The organism is Embleya sp. NPDC005575 (assembly GCF_040605455.1).
Classification (GTDB): Bacteria; Actinomycetota; Actinomycetes; order Streptomycetales; family Streptomycetaceae; genus Embleya.
Map to the genome: position 1 here is coordinate 1 of NZ_JBEXCV010000116.1, position 19,627 is coordinate 19,627.

General features: G+C 69.0%; 13 protein-coding genes. 6 read left to right on the forward strand and 7 right to left on the reverse strand.

Annotated features, from left to right (window positions below):
- Positions 1-812, reverse strand: an 812-nt coding sequence (locus ABZS54_RS30360) for a helix-turn-helix domain-containing protein (RefSeq protein WP_355543102.1), incomplete at its 3' end; no start/stop codon positions are given.
- A 222-nt stretch (positions 813-1,034) separates the two neighbouring features.
- On the opposite strand from ABZS54_RS30360, the gene ABZS54_RS30365 reads away from it, so the two are divergent.
- Genes ABZS54_RS30365 through ABZS54_RS30380 form a run of 4 tightly spaced genes read left to right on the forward strand, consistent with a single transcriptional unit; the run spans position 1,035 to position 5,092 of the window.
- On the forward strand, positions 1,035-3,608 hold the full coding sequence (locus ABZS54_RS30365; RefSeq protein WP_355543105.1) for a nitrate- and nitrite sensing domain-containing protein: 2,574 nt from the start codon (positions 1,035-1,037) through the stop codon (positions 3,606-3,608).
- A complete protein-coding gene (locus ABZS54_RS30370) occupies positions 3,605-4,063 on the forward strand; it encodes a roadblock/LC7 domain-containing protein (protein WP_355543107.1) in 459 nt (152 codons plus the stop codon). The genes ABZS54_RS30365 and ABZS54_RS30370 overlap by 4 nt, the downstream gene beginning before the upstream one ends.
- Entirely contained in the window at positions 4,060-4,494 is a 435-nt protein-coding gene (locus ABZS54_RS30375) for a DUF742 domain-containing protein (RefSeq protein ID WP_355543110.1), read from the forward strand. The genes ABZS54_RS30370 and ABZS54_RS30375 overlap by 4 nt, the downstream gene beginning before the upstream one ends.
- Complete coding sequence (locus tag ABZS54_RS30380) at positions 4,475-5,092, forward strand: ATP/GTP-binding protein (RefSeq protein ID WP_355543113.1); 618 nt, start codon at positions 4,475-4,477, stop codon at positions 5,090-5,092. Before ABZS54_RS30375 ends, ABZS54_RS30380 begins: the two co-directional genes overlap by 20 nt.
- A gap of 37 nt (positions 5,093-5,129) precedes the next feature.
- Here ABZS54_RS30380 and ABZS54_RS30385 read toward each other — a convergent pair whose 3' ends face one another.
- A complete protein-coding gene (locus tag ABZS54_RS30385; protein ID WP_355543116.1) occupies positions 5,130-7,433 on the reverse strand; it encodes a germacradienol/geosmin synthase in 2,304 nt (767 codons plus the stop codon).
- 205 nt (positions 7,434-7,638) lie between these two features.
- On the opposite strand from ABZS54_RS30385, the gene ABZS54_RS30390 reads away from it, so the two are divergent.
- Positions 7,639-8,076, forward strand: a complete 438-nt coding sequence (locus ABZS54_RS30390) for a RidA family protein (protein WP_355543119.1) — start codon at positions 7,639-7,641, stop codon at positions 8,074-8,076.
- Positions 8,073-8,747 carry an NAD(P)-binding domain-containing protein gene (locus ABZS54_RS30395; protein ID WP_355543121.1) on the forward strand — a complete coding sequence of 225 codons (675 nt, stop codon included), beginning with the start codon at positions 8,073-8,075 and terminating at the stop codon, positions 8,745-8,747. Before ABZS54_RS30390 ends, ABZS54_RS30395 begins: the two co-directional genes overlap by 4 nt.
- A gap of 151 nt (positions 8,748-8,898) precedes the next feature.
- On the opposite strand, the gene ABZS54_RS30400 is transcribed toward ABZS54_RS30395, so the two are convergent.
- The 5 genes from ABZS54_RS30400 to ABZS54_RS30420 form a co-directional block, all read right to left on the reverse strand.
- On the reverse strand, positions 8,899-10,290 hold the full coding sequence (locus ABZS54_RS30400) for a VWA domain-containing protein (protein WP_355543123.1): 1,392 nt from the start codon (positions 10,288-10,290) through the stop codon (positions 8,899-8,901).
- Between the two features lie 63 nt (positions 10,291-10,353).
- The gene (locus ABZS54_RS30405; RefSeq protein WP_355543126.1) at positions 10,354-11,025 is read right to left on the reverse strand and encodes an aminotransferase class III-fold pyridoxal phosphate-dependent enzyme; all 672 of its coding nucleotides are present in this window, start codon (positions 11,023-11,025) and stop codon (positions 10,354-10,356) included.
- 198 nt (positions 11,026-11,223) lie between these two features.
- Positions 11,224-11,646 carry a YjbQ family protein gene (locus ABZS54_RS30410; RefSeq protein WP_355543129.1) on the reverse strand — a complete coding sequence of 141 codons (423 nt, stop codon included), beginning with the start codon at positions 11,644-11,646 and terminating at the stop codon, positions 11,224-11,226.
- A 33-nt stretch (positions 11,647-11,679) separates the two neighbouring features.
- A complete protein-coding gene (locus tag ABZS54_RS30415) occupies positions 11,680-13,083 on the reverse strand; it encodes a HEAT repeat domain-containing protein (protein ID WP_355543132.1) in 1,404 nt (467 codons plus the stop codon).
- A 45-nt stretch (positions 13,084-13,128) separates the two neighbouring features.
- Positions 13,129-19,608 (reverse strand): RHS repeat-associated core domain-containing protein, encoded by a 6,480-nt coding sequence (locus ABZS54_RS30420; RefSeq protein WP_355543155.1) that lies wholly within the window; start codon positions 19,606-19,608, stop codon positions 13,129-13,131.
- Positions 19,609-19,627 lie beyond the last annotated feature (19 nt).

Consider the following 19,627-nt stretch of genomic DNA (forward strand, 5'->3'; position numbering starts at 1 on the left):
GCCGCCCCGAGCCGCAGCGTCCGCAGCGCCGCCCGGCCGGCCCGGCCGCGGGCGTCCAGCGCCGGAGCCAGGTCCGCCTGCGCCCCGAGCGCGAACTCGACGGCGGCACTCGCGCCTTCGTGCCCGACCATGGCGCCGGTGAGCCGATGGGCGGCCCGGGCCAGGACCACCACGTCGGCGCTGCGGCCGGCCGAGGTGACCGCCCGGTCCGCCGCGCGCCAGGCCAGGTCCGTCTCGCCGTACACGTGCGCGACGGCGGAGGCCAGGCCGAGTGCGGCGGAACGCACGGCGGCCGACGCGAGCGCCGCTCCTCCGGTGCTCGCGTCGGGCCCGCCCGCCGACACCGTCGCACCCGTGTTCGCCCTCGCGGTCACTCCCCCGCCGGCGCCCGTGGTGGCCTCCAGCACCGACGACACCACGCGGTCCAGGCACCCGTAGTCCGCCGCGGCGTACGCGATACACCCGTAGGTCAACTCCCGCCGCAGCACCCCCAGGTCGGCCGGGACGGCGCCCGCCCCAACCGCGAGCGTCGTGTCGGCCCGGCGCAGCGCCGCCCGTACCGCCGCGAGCGGATCGTGGTCGTGCTGCTCCCGGTTGTGCTCGGCGGGCAGCAGTCGATCGATCCCGATGTGCAGGACGAGCGCGGCCTTGGCGAGTACCGACAGGCGCGGGTCGGCCTGTCGATGGCCGGCCTCCACGTCCTCGACCCAGCGCACGGATCGGCTCATCAGGCGGGCGAATTCCGCCTGGGTCAGGCCGCGACGCGCGCGCCAGTAGGCGATTCGCCGGCCGATCCCGGGCGCCTTGTGCATGTGGGGCCGCTCCTTTGGGTATTGCCGAGTGTGCACCCGGTGACCGAGTCACCGAGCGCCGCCGCACGTTCGTCGTTGTGTGCCGTTTGTGCCGCACGGGCGGGAAGTTCCCCACGCACGCTGCGTGGATTCTGTCGGGTGCCTCGCCGGTACCTTCGGCCGGGTCGCGGCAACCGCATTTCGGGCCGGGTTGCCCTTGCGGGAGAGTCGATGAGAAAACTGATGCGTGTCCCCGGGGTCGGTCGAACCCGAGCGGCTCGCTCGCGGCCGGGTCGTACGCTGTCCATCCGAACCCTGCTGGTGTTGCTGACCGTGGTGCCCTCGGTGGCCATGGTCGCCCTGTGGGGCATCGCCACCTACCGTCTGGTCGACCACGCGAGGAGCCTGGACAACGAGGTCTCGGTTGCCGAGCGGGCCGGTACCCCCAGTTACAACGCGATGGTGAACCTCCAACTGGAGCGGCGGCTGACCGCGGCGTGGATGGCCAAGGCGTCGCCGGCGACGACCGAGGCGCTGCGGGCACAGCGGGTCAAGACCGACGACGCCGTACGGTCGTTCGTCGCCTTCGCCGACAGCGATGCGCGGGAGACGCCGGGGTACGTGGTGCGCCGGGCCCACGAGGTGGCGCCGCAGTTGGCCCAACTCGCCGACGTCCGCCGCCAGGTGGACGCGACCGGCGCGACCGGGCGGGATCGTTGGTTGGGCTACTACACGAAGCAGGTCGCCAACCAGATCTCCATGGTCCAGGCGCTGGCCGAGACCTCGGACACCGATGTCACCTTCGCCGGTCAGTTCCTGGTCATCCAGTTCCGCGCCGGGGAGGCGCTGGCGCAGGAGGACGTGACGGTCTCGTTCGCGCAGCCCGGCGGTCGATTGACCCAGCCGGACTTCGCCGCGTTCGTCCAGAACGTGGGCGTTCGTCGACACACTCTCGAGGACGAGGTCGAGCCGTTCCTGCCCGCCGGACTGCGTCCCACGTACCTGGGGCTGACCGAAAGCCCGGCCTGGCGTGAACTGATCGCGATGGAGGACGCGATCATCGCGGCGGTCGACGCTCCCCGGGATCAGCGCACCGCGGCCGGATCCGGGATCGCCCTGCCGACCGAGCTGGCGAAGTGGCGTGAGACGCTCGACCAGCTCATGCTGCCCAACTCGGCCTTCGACTTCGCCCGGGTGGATCAGGTCTTCGCGGCGGGTGACGAGGCGACCTCGGACACGTGGAACCAGGTGTATCTGCTGAGCGCGATCGGCCTGGGCTTCGTGCTGATCGGCGCCCTGCTGTGTTGGCGGGTGACCCGCTCCGTGCGGCTGCGGTTGTCCCGGCTGCGCGACGCGACGGTGGAACTGGGCTCGCGGCGCCTGCCGGTGATCATCGACCGGTTGCAGCGCGGCGAGCGGGTGGACCTCGCGGTCGAGGCGCCGGACGTGCCGGCGAGCGGGGACGAGATCGGCCAGGTGGCCTCGGCGTTCAACGCCACCCAGCGCGCCGCGCTGGATGGCGCGGTGCAACTGGCTCGCCAGCGCGAGGGCTTCGCGAAGGTGTTCGTCAACACGGCGTTGCGCACCCAGTCCCTGGTGAACCGTCAGATCGGTGAGCTGGATGCGATGGAGCGCCGCCATCAGGACCCCGAGTTGCTGCGCGAGTTGTTCACCATCGACCACCTGGCCACCCGCCTGCGCCGATATGAGGAGAACCTCGTCGTGCTCACCGGCAACCGGCCGGGTCGGCGCTGGAGTCGCCCGGTACGCATCGTCGACGTGGTGCGTGGCGCGGTCGGCGAGGTGGAGGACTATCACCGGATCGAGGTGTATTCCGACCGCGACCTGCAACTGTCCGGGCCGGCCGTGGGTGGGTTGATCCACCTGCTGGCCGAACTGGTGGAGAACGCGACGACATTCTCGCCGCCGGACACGCCCGTGCACGTCCGGGCGGTCTCGGTGGCCAAGGGCCTCGCGATCGAGATCGAGGACCGCGGCCTGGGCATGTCGACGGACGAGTACGAGGCGGCCAACCGGCAGTTGGCCGTCCCGGTCAGTTTCGATGTGATCGCGCTCGCCGAGGACGTGCGGATGGGCCTGTTCGTGGTCGCCCAACTCGCCGATCGGCTCGGGGTGGAGGTGACGCTGCGGCCGTCACCCTACGGCGGCACGCTGGCGATCGTGTTCCTTCCCGAGGAGCTGATCACCCGGAGTTCGGGCACGTCCGGTGAACCGGACCGGACCGCGGGCCCGTTCGAGCACGCGCTCGCTTCGGACTCGGAGCCGGCATCGGAAACGAAATCGGCGCCGGCATCGCAGTCCGCGGCCGAGTCCGAACCCGCCGCGGCGGCCGGGTCCGGGCACCCGTCCGAAGGCGACGTCGAGTCGCGCTCGCCGGACCGGCAGCACCCCGAGCCGGTGGTGCGATCGCTGGATCGGGTCCCCGTCGCGCCCGAACCCGCCCGGCCCGCGACCCCGGCGGCCGCCACCGCCAACGCCGAGGAAACCACCTCCGACGGCCGACGAGCGCTGCCGCGTCGGGTGCGGCAGCGCAATCTGCCGATGCCGCTGCGTACCGAACCGGCTACCGGGAGCGAGAGCGACCCACGAACCGGGTCGAAGCCCTCCTCACCGCGCGAAGCTGCGGCTACCTTGTCCTCGTTCCGGTTCGCGAGCCAACGAGCACGCGAGGCATCCGAACCGAGCGCGGCCGGCGACGAGTCCGCGATCGAGACCGAACCCGGAACCGGGAGCGAGCCCGCACCGGGCCCGGACCCCGCCGCCGGAAGCACCACGCACCCTGGGGAACCGTCATGACGAACACGCACGATCTCGCCGGCGGCACGACCACCACCGCAACCGACAGTCGCCTGGACTGGTTGTTGACCGACCTGGTCAAGCGCGTTCATCAGACCCGGCACGCGATCGTGCTGTCCGAGGACGGGCTGCTCATGAGCCGGTCCGAGACCATCCCGCGCGACGACGCCGAGCAGTTGGCCGCCGCGGCGGCCGGGTTGCAGAGTCTGGCGCGCAGTATCGGGCGGGGTTTCGCGGGCGGTTCGGTGCGCCAGACGCTGGTGGAGATGGACGACGCCTTCCTCTTCCTCACCGCCGCGGGCAAGGGCGCACATCTGGCCGTGCTGGCCGAACAGAGCGCGGACGTGGGGGTGGTCGCATTCGAAATGAACATGTTGGTGAAGAAGGTCGGCGAGTACCTCGGGACGCGGCCACGCGGTGGTGATGCCGGCGATCCGGCGGGCGGTCGGGCATGACGTCCCGGTGGGAGCAGCCCTGGGACGAGGACGCCGGACCGCTGGTGCGCCCGTACACGCTCACCCGCGGCCGGACCAAGGCCGTGCGCGACGCGGATCTGACCCTGATCACGCTGGTCACCACGGTCGCGCCGGACGAGCCCACGGGCCGCAACCAGGCGGCGGAGGATCCGTCCTCGGCCGCGCGTCGCAAGGCTCGGGACGGGCGCGGCCGGCAGCCCGAGCATCAACAGATCCTGGAACTGTGCCGGGAGCCGCAGGCGGTCGCCGAGGTGGCCGCGCTGATCGACCTCCCGGTGAGCATCACCAAGGTGCTCGTCGACGACCTGCTCCGCGACGGCCTGGTAACCGTGCGCGCCCCGCTGGCCCTGGCCCGAACCCCCGATCCCGCCCTGTTGAAGAAGGTACGTGATGGTCTCCTTCGGCTCTGACCGGCTGCCCGAGCATGCGGCGGCGGTCAAGATCCTGATCGCGGGCGGGTTCGGGGTCGGCAAGACCACCCTGGTCGGCACGGTCAGCGAAGTACCGCCGCTGCACACCGAGGAAGTGATGACCGAGGTCGGCGTGGGCGTGGACGACCTCGCGGGAATCGAGGGCAAGTCGCGCACCACGGTCGCGCTCGACTTCGGTCGGATCACGCTGTCCGAGGACCTGGTCCTGTACCTGTTCGGCGCGCCCGGCCAGGAGCGGTTCTGGTCGTTGTGGGACGACCTGGCGATCGGCACGCTGGGGGCGATCGTGCTGGTGGACACCCGACGTCTGGAGGCCGGCTTCGGCAGCATCGACTTCTTCGAGCGCCGGGGCATCCCGTTCGTGGTCGCGATCAACCGCTTCGACGCGGCGGTGGAGTACACGGTCGAGGAGGTGCGCGAGGCCCTCGACCTCGGCCCGGACGTGCCGCTCCTGCCGTGCGACGTGCGCGTGCGCTCTTCGGCGCGGGATGTGCTGTTGGCGCTGGTCGAGCACCTGATGGCCGAGCCCTCGCCGGCAAACGCCGGACGGGCCGAGTTCACCCCGTCCGGCGTCTGAGGACGAGCGGGCCGCAGGCCGGCCCGCTCGCCATACGTCACCGCAGCGCGATCCCCGCGCGCACGCCGGCCAACCGGGCGGCCGAGGTGCCGAGCCCGCGCGGCCCGTACCTCATCCGGGGTACCGACAACGACTCGGCCCCGACCCGCGCCGCGGGCATGTGCGCGGGCCCGCCTGCGGCCACCTGCCAGGGAAACGGCACCAGCGGCTTCGGCTCCGCGTAGCGATCGCAGTCCTGGTGCCATTTCAGGATCGCCGCGTTCCAGTCGCCGAGCGCCAACGCATACCCGTCCAGTGCCGCCCTGGCCACCGGGTCCAGGGCCAAGTCGTCGTACATCGCCGGCAGTTCCACGGCGACCACCCGCTCGAACTCACGCATCCTGGAGGTCATCAGGTCGTTCACGATCACCAGTGACTGGGCGAGGTCGCAACCGAAGAAGTTCTGCACCACCAGCAACAGGTTGTGCAACTCCCCCTCGACCTCGATCTCCTTGCGGTAGGAGAACACGTCGTTGATCATCCAGCCGAAGTCGGCGGCCGAGTTCTCCATCGCCTGCACGGCGCGCGAGCGATACGCCTGGTCCGGCACCACCTCGCCGTGGGAGAGCCGGGACAGGCTCTTGGTCAGGTCGGAGCCGAACGTGCGGCGGCGCATCTCGATGTAGTCGACCGGGTCCGGGATGCGATTGAGTGCCATGTTGGCCAGCTCCCACAGCCAACTGTCCATCATTTCCTCGATGGTGCGCCTGAACCGGCGGCGCGACGCGGGCGGCATCGGCCCGGCGGTGCGCGTCCAAAGGTCCACCAGCGAGCGCTCGATCGCGTCCGTCGGCACGGGTGCAGGCTCGCCGTCGATCGGCATCAGCGTCTTGAGCCGCTCGGTGTACGCCTTCGCGCCGGCCTGGTCGAGCGAACGCCCGAACACGATCGGGTAATAGTCGTCGCCGTAGGTGCCCCAAGCCAACCACGCGGAGGCGACGTCGAGTTGCTCAAGCGTCACCTCCGGTGCGATGCCCGCCGCGCACAGCGGCAGGTCGAAGCCGCGCAACGCCTGCTCGTCCCAGATGCCCTCGCGGGTGATGCCCATCCGCGCGGCCCACTCGACGAGGTTCTCCCGCGAGGTGTCCAGGTGTCGGTTCAGTCGTGGTGCGAACGGTAGGTAGAAGTCGGGGATGTCGTACGGCTCGACCGGCTGGAACGGCACGTGCGTGAACGCGCGCAGCCCGTTGTGCAACCCGGCCACCAGTCCCGGCAGCATCCGCGCGGCGGAGGTGCCCAGCCCCTGCGGTCCGGCCAGGACCCCGGTCACCGTCGGCACCGCGGGCCCACCGGTCGAACCGACGTCGGCGCCGGCCCCGTTCATGTATCGGCTGGAGCGCATGTGCCACTCGTGGCCGCCGGACTGCCAGTCCTGGAGACCCTTGACGTAGGCCATCACGTCCAGGCAGGACTGCGGATCCAGGCCGTGTTCGAGGAACAGCGGCGGGAGTTCGGTGAACGTGGTGTGCTCGAACTGATGCAGGCGCGAGGTGAGCAGTTCGTTGACCGCCTCGGCCGCCTCCTGTGTGGTGCAGCCGAGGAACTTCTCGAAGACCAGGATCGCGTTCGCGTTCTCGCCCTCGTTCTCCACCTCGCGCTGGTACGAGAACAGGTCGTTGCGCAGGTGCACCCCGTCGGCGAAGGTGTCCTTGAGCACCCGCAGCGGCCGCGAGGCGGCGATCACGGCGGGCACCTCGGCGTTCGCCGCGTACTCCACCAGGTTGGCCGACCACGGCGCGCCGCCGACCTTGCGGCGCATCTCGATGTACTCGACGGGGTTGGCGATCCGGCCCTCGTTGATGTTGGCCAGTTCCCACATGGACTCCTCGAGCAGCGCCTGGGTGCTCTCGGCGAACCGCTCCCGCCAATCCTGCGACATGCTCGGCACGGTTCGCGCCCACAGGTCGGCCAGGCCCTCCTCGACCTGATTGGTCGGCGCGGGGATCTCGGCGGTGGAATCGACCGGCATGAAGGCGCGCAGGCGTTCCAGGTAGGCCTTGGCGCCGGCCATGTCGTGGGTGCGTTTGAAGATGTCCAGGAAGTGGTCGTCGAAGAAGAAGACCCACACGTACCAGTCGGTGACCAGGTCCAGTTGCGGCCCGGTGCAGTCGGGATGGGTGTACGCGCACAGCAGCGCGTAGTCGTGCGAGTCGAAGTCATGCTCGTCCCAGATGTTCGAGCCCTCGATCATCCGCATCCGGCGGGCCCAGGCTTTGGAATGCTCGCGCGCGCCCTCCAGGTGAGGGTTCAGTCGCGCGGGGTACGGCACGTAGAACTGCGGGAGTTCGAAGGGTTGTGGCATCGGTGCGCCCCTTTCGCCAGGGCACACGCTAGGTCGCGCGAACCCGCCGGAGCGGGCGACGAATCGGTTCTCGCTCGATCTGGTGAAACAGGTCGCCGCAGGCTTAACGATCTTGTTCGGCGGCCATGTGGACGAGCGCGGCGACGAAGCGGTCCACCACGTCCGCACTCGCCGGGTCCGGACGTCGCGGGTGAGGATGGGCGCCATGACGACATCGAATCGCCTGACCCACATCCCGGCGCCCGACGGCGTGCGACCGGGCAACGGCTACACCAACGTGGTCACCGGCACCGGCCGGCTGGTCGCGGTCTCCGGGCAGGTCGCCTTCGACGAGGACGGCAACCTGATCGGCAAGGGCGACCCGGGCGCACAGGCCCGACAGGTGTTCGAGAACCTGCGGCGCTGCCTGGCAGCGGCGGGTGCGACCTTCGACGACGTGATCAAGCTGACCTACTTCCTCACCGATGTCGGGCATCTGCCCGCGGTGCGCACGGCCCGCGACGAGTTCATCGACATGACCCGCCCGCCTGCCGGTTCCGCGGTCCAGGTGAGTGCCCTGTTCCTGCCCGATCTGCTCCTGGAGGTCGAGGCGTTCGCGCTGGTCGACGACACGAACGAGGACACGAACGGGGCCGTCGCATGAGAGTCGCCGTCTGCGGTCTGGGCCGGATGGGCACGGCCGGTGCCCAGGCGCTGGCGGCGGCCGGACACGAGGTGACGGTCTGGAACCGCACACCGCGTACGGTGGCCGGCACGATCGAGGCCGGGAGCGCGGCCGAGGCGGCGTGTGGCGCCGACGTCGTCGTGCTGTTCGTCTTCGACGGCCCGGCCGCCGAGGCGGTCCTGCTCGGGCCGAACGGCATCGTGGCCGGCGCCGATGCCGGCATCATGACCCGGGCAGGTCGGCCCGCCGCGCGCGGGCCCCCGACGGTCTCCGAAGGGTGGCGGCAAGTGCTCGTGCAGGTGCGCGTGGTCGGCGACGAGGGTCGCGAAGTCGCGTCATTACAGCGCTGGTTGGCGATGGATCCGGACGTCCGAGGCGGCACCGCGACCAGCTACGCCGAGGACGAGACGGTCGGCACCATGGGAACCACGCTGGACGTGGTCGACATCGTGCTGAGCAACGGCATCGGCTTGGGCGGCCTGATGGTGGCGATCGCCGGCTGGCGCCGCTCGCGTGCACCGCTGGCGGGCCCGGGCGGGGCCGACGTCGTGATCCGGCGCGGCGACGTCGAGGTGGTGCTGTCCGGCGCCACGGAGGCGGACATCGGTCGGGCCGTACGTGCGCTGGAGGAGCCCGGGGACCCTGCGTGACGGTGCCGGTGCGGCGGCTCGTCGACCCGGCGGCCTCGCGTGCGGTTCTGGCGGGCACGCGCGACGCTCCCGAACACGCGCGCTGACCCACCATCGAAAACGCCCGACGGTCGGCCATCCGGCCGACCGTCGGGCGTGCTCTCGCTTGCGACTACACCAGCGCGTCCACCGGGTCCGCCACCAACACGCCCGCCGCGACCGCCTCGTTCAGCCATTCCGGGAACTCCAGGAGGAGTTGGTCGTACAGCTCGGCGTCCGCGAGCAGCCTCGGGTCCTGTCCGGCGTGGAAGAAGCCCGCGTTGTCGACCACGCGCTGCTCCGGTACGCCGAGTTCGTCCAGCTTGCGGAGGAAGTCGAAACCCTTGGCCTCCGGGTCGCCGAAGCCGATGAACTGCCAGAAGATCGGCAGCCCGGCCGCCTCGCACAGCGCCTTCGCGGCAGCGGGGCGGCTGGTCGGCGCGCCGTCGGTCTGGAAGATCACCAGCGCCGGGTCGGTGCTGCCGGAGGCGCGGTAGTGCTCGACCACCTTGGCGATCGCCGAGTGGTAGTTGGTGCGACCCATGTGCCCGTAGGAGCCGTGTAGTTCCTCGATCCGGCCCACGTGGTTGCCGGGATCGAGGTCGGCGACGCCGTCGATGTCGGTGGAGAAGAACACCAGCGGCACGACGGCCTCGCCGAGGTGCGCGGACAGCGCGAGCGTCTGGTCCGCGAGGTGCTGGACGGTGCCGTCCTTGTAGTAGGAGCGCATCGAACCGGAACGGTCCAGGACGAGGTAGACCGCGACGCTGCGGCCGGCGAGGCCACACTTGGCCACGGCCGCCGCGGCGGTCCCCACGCGGGCACCGAGGCCGGGCGCGACCTCTTCGGCCCGGGCGGGCGGCACCACGGCGACGGTGGTCGGAACCGGCGTGGCCTCGGCGACCACGAACGGCTCGGCCTCGACCTCGGTCGCCGGCGCCGGCTCCTCGGCGGCAGGCTCGACCACGGGCGCGGCCTCGGCGGGTGTCGCGATCGACTGTGCCGGTACGGGAATCGATGTCGGCGCCGGCGCGGAGGCGTCGAACTCCGCCCGGGATTCCGGGATGACGACCGGCTCGGGGGCAACGACCGGCTCCGGGACAACGGTCGGCTCCGCAAGGGTGGTCGGCTCCGAGGCGACCACCTGCTCACTGACGACATCCGGCTCGTCGACCGCGACCGACTCCTCGACCGCAGCCGGCTCCTCGACCGCAGCCGGCTCCTCGACCGTGACCGGCTCCTCGACCGTGACCGACTCCTCGACCGTGACCGACTCCTCGACGGCGACCGACTCCGGCGTGATCTCCGGCTCCGGGCTCACCTCCGGCTCGACGCGCGTCGTCGCCTCGGCGCGCGGCTCCGGTTCCGATCCGGCGACCGGCTCGGGCGCGACGACCGGGGACTCGGTCGGTGCGATCCTGAGGTCGGTCGGCGCGGCGGCCACGTCGCTCGCCTCGGGTGTCTCCGCCGCCTCGCGGGACGCCCGCGAACGAAAGACGTTGCGCAGCAGACTCCTCAAACCCATCGGCGAATCCTTACCTGTGTGAGGGACGCCGTCCCGATCATCAGGACGGTTACGTAAGGCTAGTCATGGCCCCGGCCGACCTGTGGGCGACCCGCGCGTACGACACCCCACGGACCCCCGAACAGCCGAAGGCGGCCCATCCGTACGCCGGCCGCCGACCCCTTCACACCCCCGCGAGCAGTACGAACGCCGCATCCACCGCACTACACGCGGCCGATACGTCGTCGTCGGTGAGCGCCGCGGACACGAACCAGCACGCCGAACCGACCGCGTCACGTGTACTCCGCGCTCCAACACCCGATTCCCGGCCGCGTCGATGTGTTCGATCACCGCCGGATCCGCGAGTTCGCCCAGCGTGACCAGCGCGCCGGACGCACACAGCGGCGAACCGTTGTACGTACCACCGTGTTTGATCCGGTTCGTGCCGACCTCGTCCATGATGTCCCGACGTCCGGCGAACGCCGCGATGGGCAGCCCGCCGCCCAACGCCTCGGCGCACACGGCGAGATCCGGGAGCGCACCGAACAGCCCCTGGGCGCCGCCCGATCCGGTCCGGAAGCCGGTACACACCTCATCGAGGATCAGCACGATCCCGCGCCGGGTGCACTCCTCGCGCAGCGTCTCCAGGTATCCGGGTACCGGCATGGTGCACGCGTTGTTGGCCACGATCGGCTCGCAGATCATCGCGGCCGGTTCACCGCGATGCGCGTCACCGACCCCGACGCGGTCGACCACAGTTCCTCGCCTTCGTCGTTGCCGTTCTCCGGATGGTCGCCGTCGACCGGGTGGCTGCCGACATCGGTCGTAGACGACGCCGAAGGGCACGGTTTCGAGAACCTTCAAGCCGAACACCGGGGCGCGCTTTGGCCGCCACCGGGGGAAGGCCCCGGCCGGCTCGGCTCACGAGGACCGGCACAGCCCATCGAATCCGGCTCAGCGCATGAAGGTCAGCCGTACCGTCCGGTCCGGGTTGTCCCGATTGGTGTCCACCATCGTGACCGACTGCCACGTCCCCAGCGCGAGTTCGCCGCCGATCACCGGCAGCGTCGCATGCGGCGGGACCAGCGCGGGCAGCACGTGATCGCGCCCGTGCCCGGGGCTGCCGTGCCGATGCCGCCACCGGTCGTCGGCCGGCAGCAGATCGGCCAACAACGCGAGCAGGTCGTCGTCACTGCCCGCCCCGGTCTCCAACACGGCCACCCCCGCGGTGGCATGCGGCACGAACACATTGAGCAACCCGTCCCGCCCGTCGGCCACCTCCCGCAGGAACTCGGCGCACAAACCGCTCAGGTCGTACACCCGCTCCCGCCGCCCGGTGCTGACCTCGAAAACCCGCGACACGACACACTCACTCATCCCGCCATGCTGTCGCATGCACGGCCTCAGTCGTCAGACCCGCGGCGCCCCGGCCGCGTCGAGCAGCCGATGCATGCAATCCACCGGGAGCGAACCGTTTCCGGCGGCGGCCGATGCCACGTCTTCGTCGTAGAGCAGTTCGAGGAGGCGACCCGGTGGAAGTCGTGGGTCGCCGGCGGCTTCATACCGCACTTGGAAGTCGGAGTCACGGCTGAGCCGCTCCACCACGTCCGGCCCGGCCTCGGGATCGAGAAGCGCGACACGGCGGAGCCTGGCGTTCGCATGATCGACGAAACGCGCCAGGCCCGGGCGGGCGAAGTTCGGCTTGAATCGAAGCATCTCCCATTCCAGATGATCGTCGTGCGCGTACATGTCGACGAGCAGCTCGTGCGGAGCGTCGGCGCAGTGGTGGCAGAGCATGAGCCGCACGTAGTAGTCCTCGTCCCGGGCGAGGATCTCGACCACATCGGGCGGCAATCGGCGCATATTCGCGGCACTTCGGCGCAGCAGGACGTGGGCGGACGCCGCCGCCCGGCGCATCGCGTCCGGATCGTCCTGCTCGGCCCGCACCCATCGGGCGATCGGCGCTCGACCCTCGGGCACGATGTAGTCGATCGCTGCCCGCTGCTCCTCCGACAGCCCCCCGTGCATCGACGCCGCCAGACGCACCGTCGGATCGTGATCCCGGCCGAGCAACACGGCCAAATCCACGGGAAGGTGCTCGTTGCCCGCCACTCGCGCACGGACCGCCACATCCGGATCGCGGACGAGGTGCTCGGCGAGATCACGATCGAGCCGACCCTTGATCACCACCGACTCCCGTCGCTTCAGGGAGGATTCGGCGGCGAATCCGGCCAGTGTCGTCGGCAACGGCGTCCCCGCATGGCGATAGACCCCCACTGCCCGCGCGACCCGAGGATCCGGATCGGCCAGGAGCCGCTCGCGAGCCTCAAGGCTCAGCATGCTCCACACGTGCCTGCTCGAGACTGCCGCAGCCCGAACGTCGGGCTCGGGATCCTCGACCAACCGGAGCCGAGCCTCGTCGCGTGACCCGAGCAACCTCCCGGCCGCGCCACGGATCTCCGGATCCGGGTCGACGGACATCACCGCCAGCGCCTCAGGGGATGGCTGCGTATCATTTCGCCACGCCATAAGCGCGAATCGGGCACGCACCGCACTGTCCGGATCACTCGCCAGCCGGCCGAGGATATTCCGGGGCAGGCGTTGGTTCTCCGCGACTTGCATGCGGATCTTCGGGTCGGGGTGCGCCACCAGCGCGGCGGTTGCCGCCGGCGACAGCTCGACATTCTTGAGCCGGGATCCCGCAGGCAGCAGCGAGCCCGTGGCGAAGACGCGCCGTGCGACATCCACCGGGGCGGCCGGATTACCCAAAAGGGCCATGGCCCATCGCTCGTGCAGTCTGGTCTCGGATTCCACCGGCCTGGGCTCTCCCATCACTCGCGTCTCGCTCGGCGGCTTCCATCAGAAGGTCCAGTCGACTTCCTTCAATCCATCCTTGATCTCACGATATTCGTCGAATACTTCCTTGTACCACCTTGCATCGGGCGCCGGTCCCATGTCCTTGCTCGGCACTTTCCAGCGGTTACCTTTGCCATCACCGTCGAACCATTCTATCCTTCCCCAGACCTTCTGTTCCTCGACGGAGGCATCGAAGACGATATACATCTCCCACGCGGTTCCGAAGCCCGTGGAAGCCGGCGTCTCCCACCCATTTGGGTCGGGGTGGTACTTCGCCCACATTCCCTTCACGACGGCATTGTGGAACTTCTCTCTCGATGTATTTCCGGGCAAACCTTCCAAGGTGATCGAAAGCCGCGTCGTCTCGCTGTTGATGGCATTTTCCACAGAATCCATCCAGAGCGGCCGGTTTATTCCCCTCTGGTCCCCGCTCCTGCTGTTGTCCGCGCCCTCGGCCCTGAAGGACTGGTTGAAGGTTCGCGCCTCCGGCGAGGGCTTTTCCACGGGGTTGGTCGGATCGGACTTGCCGGCTCGATGATCCCACGCCAGCTTGTCCGAGAATTTCCCGATTCCCAGAACAACGTGTGGACAGCCACCACCCGCTGCCTCGTTGTGCACCAGCACCGAGGATTTCCCGGCACCTACGAAGTAGGTGTGAATCCTGTCTACTGTGAGGTTGTATGTGCGGATGACCGCGGTGTAGGCCCGGTTGGCCAATACCTTCGCCCGACCGCCGGGCGTCTGTACCTCCTCGCCGGGCTCAAGGTCGGCCGCCTTGACCCAGGACCGCTTCGTGGCGTTGTAGAAACGGTGATCGGCCGTCGAGGTGATGGCGCGCGGTCCATCGGGGGTATCGATGGTGACATCGACGAAGGACGTGTCGCCATCCGTGACATGGACGGCGCTGACGCTTTCGGATGAGACGGGATCGGTACCCGGGCGGTCCGGGTCGACGGCGGCGACCTCGTCCCCGACGGTGATTCGCTCGATGGGCTTGGTGGTGCCGTCGGCCAGGAGGACGGGGGTCGCACCGGCGAAACTGTTCTTCCTGCACTTGTCGTCGGTGTCGGTATCCGACGAGGAGGGTTTCCTCGCCTCGTCCAATGCCTCGGAGCCCACGTAGATCGCTGCGGCCGTCAGCCCCAGTTCCGCTCCGGCGGCCCCGGCAGCGAGCGCTCCCGAGGCGCCGACCATGGCCGGCACCATCACCGGCGCTGCGACCACCACCGCGGTGACCACGACCGCGACCACCACGGCGACCGCGACCACCTTGACGGCCTTCTTGAAGAACTTGCCCCAACCCATGCCACTGGGATCCGAGATGTTGACCGGATTCCCACCTGCGTATGTATAGGGATTCAGCTGCGCCGGGTCCTCGGCGATGGTGAGCGGATCCCTGGACATGAAACGTCCGATGCCCGGGTCGTACTCGCGGGCGCCGACGTGCGTCAACCCGGTCGAGGCATCCTTCGGCGCTCCCAGGAAGCCCTTGTCATCCGGCCATACCGCCGGCTGCGTCCCCCGCGCATCGCCGTAGGGCATCGAAGCCCGCCGGGTGTACGTCATGCTCGCGTAGTCGACGGCAAGTTGACTGGTGCCGTGGTGGTCCGCCACGAGTATCGAGCTCTTGCCCGACGAGGTGCGCAGGAACTGCCCTCCCGCGCCCGGGTAGTAGCGCGTGCCGGAGACCGTGTTCGTCGCTCGGGTCAGTTTGAGTTCGGTGGTGCCGAGATACAACGTGACTGCGTCCGGCTCCCGACGCAACAGGCGCGTGCCGTCGGGGTCGTAGACGAAGTTGCTCGTCTTGACCTGGCCGGCCTCGGACTTCGACGACGATGCCAGGTGACCTTCCACGTCCCAGGTCATGTTCTGGTCGTCGCCGTTGACTGTGCGTCGAGTGGTGTTGCCTGCAAGGTCGTAGCCGTACGACGTGCGGTTGGTGCCGCCGGGGCCACTCGCATCCACCGAAGTCAACCGATGCGCTTGCGTGTTGTAGGTCCTGGTGACGTCGTTCGCCGGGTTGCCTGCCGGGTCGTGCTGCTTCTCGGCGATCCGATTGCCTACGGCATCGAAGGTGTACGACGTCCAGTAGGCGTCGATTCCGCCGACCCGAGGTGCCGTACCGAGAGCCGGGCCGGCCGCACAATCGTCGGTCGCGCTCCAGGCGTTCGTCATCCGGGTGCGATCGTCGTAAGCGAAGCACTGGGTGTCGGTGCTCGACGCGTCGTCGCGCTTGTTCGCGATCCGGACGATGTTTCCGCTGGGGTCGTAGGTGTAGTTCAGGTCGTCGAGCGTCTGCGGTCCGCTTCTCTCCCGATCGGCGACCGTACGGGTCGAACGCCGGGTGTCCTCGGCGTACGACATCGACACGATCGTGCGGCGCCCGGTGTTGCCGAACTGGGTCTGCGTCGGCTCGCCGAATGGCGAGTAGAGGGTCCCGTTGACGTAGTGCGTGTTCCCCGAGAACAACGTGTTCGCGAGGCCGAACTTCGTGTATCCGTAGTCCAGTGTCTCGGCCGGGAGGCCGCCCCACGATTGGCCGTAGGTGACCTTGTCCAGCAGTCCGACACCTTCGGTGAAGGTGCTGGTCGTGGTGTACTCGCCGGCCAGCTTCTCCTCGCCGGGAGCGGAGGGAATGGTCACCTTCACGCCGGTGGGGCGCCCCGTCGGATCGTATCCGGTGGTCTCGGAGACATAGCGGAAACCGTTGTCGATCCGCGTCGAAGAGCGCGACAGGCCGAGCGCGCCGGGTAGGTCGTATCCCCACTCGGTGCGGACCGGGCCGGTCGGGTCGCCTTCGTGCTGCGACGTCTTGCGCCCGAGTTCGTCGTACGTATAGGAGAGTGTCTTCCCTCGGGCATCGGTGCGGGTGCGGACTTGGTCGGCACCGAGTTGTCCGCCGGGCACGTACGTCGTCGACGTCACGCCCTGTTCGGAATCGATCTCCTTGGTCTGTCGCCCACGAAGATCGAACTCGTACCTCCATTCGCTGCCCGCGGCATCGACAACCTTGATGCGATTCCCGGCCGCGTCGTAGCTGTAGCGCGTCGCATCGTAGGCTGATGCCGGGGCGTCGAAAGCCGGCAGGGGTGGCCCGTCCGCGGGATTGGCGTCCTTGTATTGACGCAGCTCGATCGGCCGGCCCTGGACGTCCGTGACCTTGAGCAACGATGTACCGCCGGCAGGCGGAACGGTGGCAACCCAGTTCCCCCCATAGAGACTCTTGGTGCGCCAACGCTCGACGTTCAGCGACTTGAACACCGATGCCGTCGTGCGACTCATGCCGTCGTACTCGAAGACCGACTGTGAGGGAATCTGGTTGTCCGCCACGGAAAGCAGCGCGGACTCGGGCGCGTTGGCGTTGAAAAACCCTGCGTTCTCCTTGGCCTTGCGACCCTGGTCGTCATAGAAGGTGTCCGTGACCACTCGTCCGTCGGACACCTGACTTTGTACCTGACGCGGCCTCAAAAACCCGTCGGAGAGGGTTATCTCAGTGTGATAGCTACCATCGTCGAGCAGAGTCTTGGTGGTTACCGCGGTGGGTTGACTCTGACTGGGGGCGTAGCTGTAGAGCATGTTCGCGGGTGCCGTGATGGGTCGTCCGGACAACCACACGGCAGTGAGCCGGCCCATTGCGTCGAAAGCGGACGCGGAACCCCTGCCGTTGACGTCGGTCGACTTGAGCGTCAGCCCATGGACGGGATCGATCGTGGTGCGTCCGGTCCAACCCTTGGGGTTGGTGACACTCATCTCCGTTGCCGAACGCCCGGTGGCCGGCGTGTAAGCCGTCGAGTTGGTCTGGCCGTCCTCGCCGGTGACACTCAGCGGACGACCGTAGATGTCGTACGTCGTCACTGCCGCGACGCCGAACACCGGGGTCGAGCCGTCGAATCGTTCCAAGCCCTCCTCGCGGGTGACGTTGCCCTTGCCCGGCTCGGGAGCCGTTCCGAGCGGGCGACCGTCGTAGTGGTTGCGCGATTCCGCCAGGATGTTCGCCGGGGTGGCGACCACGTCGCACGGTGCCGAGGTGTGCTGCTCGGAAGCTGGGAACCCGATCAGCCACGCGGTCCGGTCCGCCGCTACGAATGTGGTGCGGGAACAGGATTCGTCGCCGGTGACCGACGTGTCGCCCTCGCTGCTGATCGCGATGGGTTGGCCATCGGCGTCGAAGGAGCGCGTGGTCTTGGTCGACTGCCACCGGGCGCCTGCCAGTCGGACCTTCTTGATCTCCGACTGGGACCGGACCTGATTGGCCGTCAGGGCCGGCAACCCGGCGAGGCGGGGACGGGTGGCGGTCGTGCGCAGGAGTGCCGGTTCGGTGACCGTGGACACCTCCGGCGTCCCACCGAATGCGATGTCCTTGTCGTAGCCGATCTGTTCGCGGGCCCGGCCGCTGAACTCGGGGCGGTCGGTGATGCCCTGCACCTGCACGGAACGAGCGGTTCCGTCGGCGAGCCGGTCGCCGTCCATGCCCCTGAAGAACACGCTTTCGTTGAGCGTGGGGTTTACCGCACCCTTGCGCACCCGAACCCTGCCGTAACCGCGGAACTGATTCCAGGTGCGGTGCTTGTCCAGCGTGAACTCGTCCTCGTCGCGATGCCATGCGGCACCGTCGAGGTACTCGTAGGACGTGATCATCGTTGGCGATCCACTGCCGGCCACGAGGTCGTCGTCCTGGACCTGGGTCACCACGTAGGTGTTGAACCAGTCCTTGAGCGGTTCGCTCTGACCGTCGGGTGTCCACCACACGGGGTAGCAGCGGCGGATGTTGGTGTCCGGAGTGGGCAGATCGCCGGTCGTGCAGTCCTGCGGCGAGTACGTGACGAGTGTGTCGGTGCCGGTCTCGGAGCCGATCCTGGTGATTCGGTACTTGTACAGCGGCGGCAACCCCTCGGCGCCGTCCACTCGGTTGGGCATCAGGGTGCCCTCGAACGTCGTCTTCGGCAGGGTGATCGGCGCGCTCCCGGGTGCCTTGCCGGTATGCGTGATCGACGCCAGCCACATCGCCTTGCCGCCGCGGTCGCCGCTCCCGGGGAAGGTCTGCTCCAGGGCCCAACCGTCTGCGGGCGTGTAGTCCGTGCCGATACCCGACCACACCGACGTGTCGATGCCGGTCAGCCGCTTCCGCGTCCAGAAGGTGGGCGACGCCACGTAACAGGTCTCGTCCTTGGCACAGTTCAGGTCCACCGGGACGTCCGGCCAGTTCGCCGCGTGGTCCTTGTCGAACGTGTCGCAACCGCCGAGGCATCGCTCCGCGTAGGTGAGGTCGACCCTGGCGGGAGCCGAATCGGCGTAGAGACGGTCTGCACGGTGGCCGTATTCGACCCTGTCGAGGTAGCCGCCGCGGGTGTATGCCGCGGTACCCGTGCGCGCGCCGAACTGCGAGTAGTAGTTCTGCTCCTTGGTGTAGAAGTACGCGGACGCGTTCCCATGCACGTCGGTAACGAAGTCCAGGTTCCAGCGCCAGGCCTGGTCCTTGGCCGAGTCGGCGAACGTCGCGTGGTATCCCGGTTCACCCGGGTTGTTGCCGAAGACGGGCGCCGTGTAGACGGAGTTCGTCTCGGGCTTGCCGGCAGACCAGCCCGGCATCCGGTTCTTTCCGAACCAGTACTGCGTGCCGTCTCCGCTGGTGACTCGCCAGTACTCGTTGGCACCGTCGACCGCGTCGCCATCATCGCCGTTGCCGGTGTCGGCAGCGGTGCCGGTGAGGTGCTCGACTCGGGAACCGTCGTCGTCCGAAAGCTTCCAGGCCCCGGACGCCTCGTCCCGCACCAGGTCCGAGGACTTGCCGTTCAGCGAGACCGAGACGTACTGGCCACCGACCCAACACCAGTCGCCGTCCTTGGTGGCGGTCGACCCAGGGGTGTCCTTGTCGTCCCCGCAGCCCCGATACCGGCGCTCGATGAAGCCCTGTTCCATCCCGCCCCAGCCCTCGCCCACGACGGAGGGTTGGCTCGACGTCGCCGAGGTCCGACCATCGACTGCGGACGAGGAGTACCCGAGCGACAGGCCGGGCGCGAGCGAACCGGGCGCCGGGGGCAACGTGATCGGTGTGCTCCAGCCGAATCCGCCCGCATTGCCACCCCCGGTCCACGAGCCCGAGGGAACCAACGACGTCGCCTTGAAGTCCCCGGACCCACCGCCCGTTCCAGCCGTCGCCGCGAGCACGGTCGGTCCCGACGGATCGGCGACGGGCGCCGCCTGTACCTCGGCCGACAGCGTGCCTGTGGCGCCGTCATTGCGGGTCGTCAGCGGAGTGCCGATCCGGCAGTCCGGGATTTCGGGGGTGGTCAACACGCATGCCGGGAACTGCACCAGGCGCAACCGGTCGGACCAACCTGCGCCGTTCGCGCTGCGAAATCCCTTGTAGTCGACCTCGACATGCACCCCGCCGGCGGTCGTACCGCCGTCGGCGCGCTGGACCGACAACAGGACGCCGTCGAGACCCGCTCGTCGCGCGGTGCCATGGTCCGTTACGCGCACCTCCAACCGGGACACCGGA

What these genes read in the sequence shown, in the direction of transcription:
- ABZS54_RS30365 (WP_355543105.1), top strand. Translation starts at nt 1,035, where the DNA reads ATGCGTGTCCCCGGGGTCGGTCGAACCCGAGCGGCTCGCTCGCGGCCG.
- ABZS54_RS30370 (WP_355543107.1), top strand. Translation starts at nt 3,605, where the DNA reads ATGACGAACACGCACGATCTCGCCGGCGGCACGACCACCACCGCAACC.
- ABZS54_RS30375 (WP_355543110.1), top strand. Translation starts at nt 4,060, where the DNA reads ATGACGTCCCGGTGGGAGCAGCCCTGGGACGAGGACGCCGGACCGCTG.
- ABZS54_RS30380 (WP_355543113.1), top strand. Translation starts at nt 4,475, where the DNA reads ATGGTCTCCTTCGGCTCTGACCGGCTGCCCGAGCATGCGGCGGCGGTC.
- ABZS54_RS30385 (WP_355543116.1), bottom strand. Translation starts at nt 7,433, where the DNA reads ATGCCACAACCCTTCGAACTCCCGCAGTTCTACGTGCCGTACCCCGCG.
- ABZS54_RS30390 (WP_355543119.1), top strand. Translation starts at nt 7,639, where the DNA reads ATGACGACATCGAATCGCCTGACCCACATCCCGGCGCCCGACGGCGTG.
- ABZS54_RS30395 (WP_355543121.1), top strand. Translation starts at nt 8,073, where the DNA reads ATGAGAGTCGCCGTCTGCGGTCTGGGCCGGATGGGCACGGCCGGTGCC.
- ABZS54_RS30400 (WP_355543123.1), bottom strand. Translation starts at nt 10,290, where the DNA reads ATGGGTTTGAGGAGTCTGCTGCGCAACGTCTTTCGTTCGCGGGCGTCC.
- ABZS54_RS30410 (WP_355543129.1), bottom strand. Translation starts at nt 11,646, where the DNA reads ATGAGTGAGTGTGTCGTGTCGCGGGTTTTCGAGGTCAGCACCGGGCGG.